The sequence below is a fragment of the Mesorhizobium sp. M7D.F.Ca.US.004.03.1.1 genome, assembly GCF_003998635.1.
Classification (GTDB): Bacteria; Pseudomonadota; Alphaproteobacteria; order Rhizobiales; family Rhizobiaceae; genus Mesorhizobium; species Mesorhizobium loti.
The window spans coordinates 1-5653 of record NZ_RZQG01000367.1; the positions used below are offsets into that span (position 1 = coordinate 1).

General features: G+C 62.0%; 4 protein-coding genes and 2 pseudogenes. 2 read left to right on the forward strand and 4 right to left on the reverse strand.

The genetic code is table 11. From position 1 onward, the window contains the following. The 4 genes and pseudogenes from EN935_RS19980 to EN935_RS19995 all read right to left on the reverse strand — a co-directional run. Positions 1-422: pseudogene (locus EN935_RS19980) on the reverse strand (spermidine/putrescine ABC transporter permease PotC); the annotation flags it as partial. Beyond that, positions 415-1335: an ABC transporter permease gene (locus tag EN935_RS19985; RefSeq protein WP_109671685.1), complete on the reverse strand. Its 921-nt coding sequence runs from the start codon at positions 1333-1335 to the stop codon at positions 415-417. The gene EN935_RS19985 and the pseudogene EN935_RS19980, both read right to left, overlap by 8 nt. Before the next feature lie 4 nt (positions 1336-1339). Further along, a complete protein-coding gene (locus EN935_RS19990; RefSeq protein WP_127373555.1) occupies positions 1340-2434 on the reverse strand; it encodes an ABC transporter ATP-binding protein in 1095 nt (364 codons plus the stop codon). Between the two features lie 142 nt (positions 2435-2576). Next, positions 2577-4256, reverse strand: a complete 1680-nt coding sequence (locus EN935_RS19995) for an amidohydrolase (RefSeq protein ID WP_127265576.1) — start codon at positions 4254-4256, stop codon at positions 2577-2579. A 153-nt stretch (positions 4257-4409) separates the two neighbouring features. Between EN935_RS19995 and EN935_RS20000 the strand changes: the two genes are divergently transcribed. Both EN935_RS20000 and EN935_RS20005 read left to right on the forward strand, forming a co-directional pair. Beyond that, a complete protein-coding gene (locus EN935_RS20000; RefSeq protein WP_245469013.1) occupies positions 4410-5168 on the forward strand; it encodes a TetR/AcrR family transcriptional regulator in 759 nt (252 codons plus the stop codon). A 23-nt stretch (positions 5169-5191) separates the two neighbouring features. Next, positions 5192-5653 (forward strand): annotated as a pseudogene (locus EN935_RS20005) (histone deacetylase family protein); the annotation flags it as partial.

Genomic DNA, 5653 nt, shown 5'->3' on the forward strand with positions numbered 1-5653 from the left:
AGGTAGCCGAGGCCGGAATAGCCGGTCCAGATCTTGATGCGCGAAAACACGATCAGCAACGCCACCGCGGTCACGATCTCCGGCACCATGAGCGGCTGGTTGATGAAGGCGTATTTGAAGGTCAGTCCGCGATAGGGTTTGGTCCGGGTCGTCGCCAGTGCCGCCATGGTCGCCGAGATCGTCGCCAGCAGCGCAGCGACGGCCGCGATCTGGAACGAGCGGATCGACGATTCGATCACCAGCCCGTTGTTCCAGGCCACATGGAACCAGCGCAGCGAAAAGCCCTTCCAGATCGCCAGGGAATCGTTGTCGTTGAAGGCGTAGACCACCAGCGTGGCGATCGGCAGGTAGAGCAGGAAGAAGCACAGTATCGCCAGGCTGACGAAGCCGTTCTGCCGCCGGACGTCGAAGCGCTTAGCCATGGGCGCCATCCGACCTGGTCGTGTTGCGGACATAAAACAGCAGCGCCACCATGACGATCACCATCAAGGTGATCGACAGCGCCGCGCCAAGCGGCCAGTTTCGGCCCTGGCCGAACTGCAGCTCGATCAAATTGCCGATCATCAGGTTGGTGCCGCCACCCAGCACGCGCGGCGTCACATAGGCGCCAAGCGAAGGAATGAAGACGAGGATCGAGCCGGCGACGATGCCCGGCGTGACCAGCGGGATGATGATGCGCCTCAACACCTCGAACCGCGTCGCGTAGAGATCATAGCCCGCCTCGACAAGGCGGAAATCGATCTTCTCCATGCTGGCGTAGAGCGGCAGCACCATCAGCGGCAGGAAGACGTAGACCATGCCGGCCAGGACGGCGAAATTGGTGTACATGAGCTGGACGGGATGGTCGGTGATGCCAAGCAGCTGCAGCGCTGAATTGATGATGCCGTCATTGCGCAGCACTTCCTGCATGGCGAAGGTGCGGATCAGAAGGTTCGTCCAGAACGGTATGGTGATCAGGAACAGCCAGATGTCGCGCCGGTGATCCGGCCGCGTGGCGATGAAATAGGCGGTGGGAAAGCCCAGGATCAGGGTCAGCACAGTGGTTGCCAGCGACAGCGACACCGAGCGCCAGAAGATCGACAGATACGCAGTGGCGAAGGACAGCGTGTCGTCAAAGACATCGCGCTCGAACAGCACGCTCACCCAGGCGTCGGTCGAGAACTGCCATTTCACATCGCCGTAATTGCCTGGCGTCAGGAAGGAATAGACGACCACGATCAACAGCGGCCCAAGGGCCGCTAGGAAGACGATCAGCAGCGCTGGGGCCGAAAGCAGCCAGCGCAACCGGATATCGTCACGTTCGGCCTGTTCGGCGACCTCTTTCGCGGTTCCCATCGCCCTAGTCCTTCAGCAACTGGGCGGCGTCATCGCCGATGGAAATGCCGACCCTGGTGCCGTTTTCGAAACCGCAGCCGGCGCTGCGCGAATTCTGCTGGCGCACCATGAAGACATCGCCTTCGTCCAGCCGGACATGGATATGCGTGTCGGTGCCGAAATAGACGATGTTCTCGATCGTGCCGCTCAGATCGCCACGACCTTTGACGAGCTTCGCATGTTCAGGCCGGACCATCAGCGTTGCATTGCTGCCGGCGCGGAAGTCCACGGCGGCGGTCGCACAGATCTTCGCACCCGAGCGCAAGGCGACCTGCGCCTGGCCATTGCCTGCCTTTTCGACCGTGCCGGTCAGGAAGTTCGTCTCGCCGATGAAGTCGGCGACGAACCGCTCCGCCGGGTGGTCATAGACATCCCATGGCGTGCCGACCTGCAGGATGTTGCCCGACGACATCACCGCGATGCGATCCGACATGGTCAGCGCTTCTTCTTGGTCGTGGGTGACGAAGATGAAGGTGATGCCGGTCTCATGCTGCAGCCGCTTCAGCTCGATCTGCATTTCCTTGCGCAGCTTGTAGTCGAGCGCCGACAGCGGCTCGTCGAGCAGCAGCACTTTCGGCTGCGGCGCGAGCGCCCGGGCCAGCGCCACGCGCTGCTGCTGGCCGCCGGAGATCTGGCTGGTGCGCCGGTTCTTCAATTCCTGCATGTGGACGAGTTTCAGCATCGCGTCGACACGCGCCTCGATCTCGACCTTCGGCCTGCCCAGCATCTTCAGACCGAAGCCGATATTGTCGGCGACCGTCATGTGCGGGAACAGCGCATAGGACTGGAAGACAGTGTTGACCGGCCGCTTGAAGGGCGGCAGCGGTGCAATGTCCTGGCCATAGAGCAGGATCTCGCCGTCGGTCGGAAAGTCGAAGCCGGCAATCAGCCGCAGCAGCGTCGTCTTTCCGCAGCCGGATGGGCCAAGCAGCGTGAAGAACTCGTTCTCGCGGATGGATACCGAGACCGTGTCGAGGGCAGCGACTTGCCCCTCACCTGACCCGAAAATTTTGCTGACGTTTACTACTTCAATCGCATTCCGATCCGGTTTGTCCGGCACGATTACGCCTCACTGTTGACCCCGCTCTTGCTGGCGGAGCTCTTCCCCTGTTCGATGTGACCACATGGCCGGTAGGTTGGCAAGCCCGGCATTGAATCACAGTTCAGTCAGTTATTTGCGGCTAGCAAGCCGCATGCCATTGTCAGGCCTGGTAGGTGATCTTGCCGCCACAGATCGTCATCACCGGCCGCACCTTGTGCAGATCGGCCGGGGGCGTTTTCTCGATATCCGCCGACAAAACGACAAGATCGGCCATGTAGCCGGGTTTTAGCGTGCCCTTGCGGTGCTCGGTGAATTCGGCATAGGCGCCCTCGACCGTGTATGCGGCGAGCGCTTCATGCAGCGAGAAGCTCTGGTCCGGGTCGCTGTCTGCCCACGGTTTGCGCAACACTGCCGCCCGAATGCCCAGGATTGGATCGATCGGCGACACCGGCCAGTCCGATGCGAAGACGACATGCGCGCCGGCATCCTTCAGGGTCCGCCACGCATAGCTCAGCGGCCAGCGTGCCGGCCCGATGCGCGACACCGTCGGCTCCAGCGGAAAATCCATGGCACCGGGCGGATGCGGCGGTTGCATGGAGGCGATGACGCCGAGTTCGGCGAAACGCGGCACGTCCGAAATGGTGGTGACCTCGATGTGCTCTACCCGGTGACGGCTGTCGCGCTTGCCGTTCGCCTTCTGCGCCGCCTCGTAACCGTCGAGCACCGCGCGTACGGCGCCGTCGCCGATCGAATGCACGGCGATCTGCAGCCCACGCTTGTCGACCGCGACGGCCAGATCGATGAATTGTTGCGGCGTGAACAGAGGCTCGCCCACCCAGTCGGGCCGGTCGGCATAGGGCTCGACCATGACAGCCGTCCAGGAATCGAGCACGCCATCGTAAAACACCTTGACCATGCCCGACGACAGCCATTCGCTGTTGTAGCGTTCGGTCATCGTTGATGCCTTGTCGAGCATGTCGAGCGTCATGAAATTCTTGTAGTGGAACGGTATCTGGACGCGGCAAGGCAAGCCTTCCTCGGCCTCGATCTCGGCCAGCAGCTCGAGCTGATACAGGTTGCCGTCCATGTTCTGGATCGAAGTGATGCCGTGGCGAGCGCACCAGGCGAGCCCGCGCCGCATGATGTCGCGGTCGGCGTCCCGCTCCGCCGCTGTCGGCATCGGGTCCGGCTCGCCGCCTGTCGACAGCCCCAGCCGCACCCGGCTTTCGCCGGCAAGGTCGAGCACAGGGCCAAAGGCCTCGCCTTCGCGCAATTCGCCTGCGGCCAGACCATCATCACCCATGACGATCTCATTGCCCGGACCAAGCGTGCGCCCCTGCAGGATGCTCGCCATTTCCAGCGCCTTGGTGTTGGCCCACATGGTGTGATGGTCGGGCGCGGCCATGCAGAACGGGCGATCGGGCAAAATGGCATCGAGATGGTGGCGCGTCACCCGCTCGCTGCCGAGCACGGTGTAGTCGACGCCCTGCCCGACCAGCATCTTCGCATCGGGCCGCGTCGGCGCATAATCGCGGATCGCCTTTTGCAGCGCCTCAAAGCCGTGAATACCCGTGAGCTGAAGGTGGGCAAGTTCAGCCCCACCCGAAAACAGGTGCATGTGGGCTTCGATGAAGCCCGGCACGACAGAACCGCCCTTGGCGTCGATCACCTTGGTGGCCGGTCCCTTGAGCTCTTCGATGGAGGCGCGGCTGCCAATGGCGATGATGGCGCCGTCCTTGACGGCAACGGCCTCGGCAGCGGGATTGTCATCGTCCATGGTCTGAACACGACCGTTGATGACGATCAGATCCGCATTATGACCCGCACCCGTGACAGACATCGCGACTCCGCGCTTTTGACGACTGACTGACACTGACAACCCTCTTGTCCAACGACCTGCCACTCCACCGGAGCAGCGCCATGGGACGAAAAGGAGCCAGTGCGCTGTCTTCGAAATTCCCCTTGTCATCCCTGAAGGCAGCGTGGATAAAGAATGCGACTGATTATTCGCGTTTGTCAACATGCGGAATATGGAATGTATTGTGGACAGCACCCTGCACCTGTGTTGAGACCTGGCGGGGAACGAGGACATCAAGCAGTGAAGCGCAGTCTCGACCGCAAAACCAGGATAGCGCTCGAACCGCGCAAGCAGCCGCGGCAACAACGGTCGAGCAAGGTGGTCGACAGGATTCTCGACGCGGCGCTGATCTTGACCCGGGAGCAAGGAACCAGGACGCCGACGACGCTAGCTATTGCGCAGCGCGCAGGCTTGTCGGTTGGTTCGGTCTACCAGTACTTTCCCAACAAGGAAGCCATTCTTCTGGACCTCGCCCGGCGCTGGTTGTCATCCTTTCCCGAGGTGATCGCGAAGCGCATCAGGGTCCCCCCGCCCACCAACCGCGAAGAGTTTCGGCAGGAAGTGCGCAAGCTCTTCATCGACACCTCCCGGCTCTACCTCGAAAACGCCAGCTTGATGCCGGTGATCGAGGCTATTTCAGGCAACGCCGACCTCAGGCCGATCCAGAACGAATATGACGAGCAGATCATCGCGCTCTACGCCGCATGGCTGCAGCATGTGAACCCGGCGCTTGAAGACAAGATCGCCAGCCGGCTCGGCGTGCTGATGATGGACGTCGGGCACGCCTGCCGGCTTGTGGGGCTGAAAAGAGACCGCAGGACATACGACCTCATCGAGGACGATGTGGAAAGAATGTGGCTCGCTCTGGTGACCCCCTATCTCAACCTTGACTGATTTCGCATTTCGAGAGGAATTCTATGAAGACTGTCTATTCGCCGCTTCATGCTGGCCATGCCGGCCAGATGGAACTGGTCACGAGCGCGATCGTGCCGGGTTTCGAGAAGCCCTCGCGAGCCGAGTTCATCAAGGCGCGGGTCGAAAGCGAGAAGTTAGGGCCGATCGTCCTGCCGCTCGAGCATGATCTCGCCGCCGCCAAGCGCATCCACAAATCTGACTACATCGACTTCCTGCCAACGGTCTGGCCGCAGTGGGTGGAAGCTGGCCTCACGGGCACGGCGATGCCCTTCACCTGGCCGACGCGCGGCCTGCGCGGCGACGTACCGCCAAAGCGCGTCGACGCGCTGCTCGGCTATTATTCCTTCGATGCCGGCGCCACCTTCGTCGAAGGCACATGGGCCGCGATCAAGTCGTCCTATGACGTGGCGCTGACCGCCGCCAGCATGGTCAAGGGCGGCGAGACATCCGCCTTCGCGCTCTGC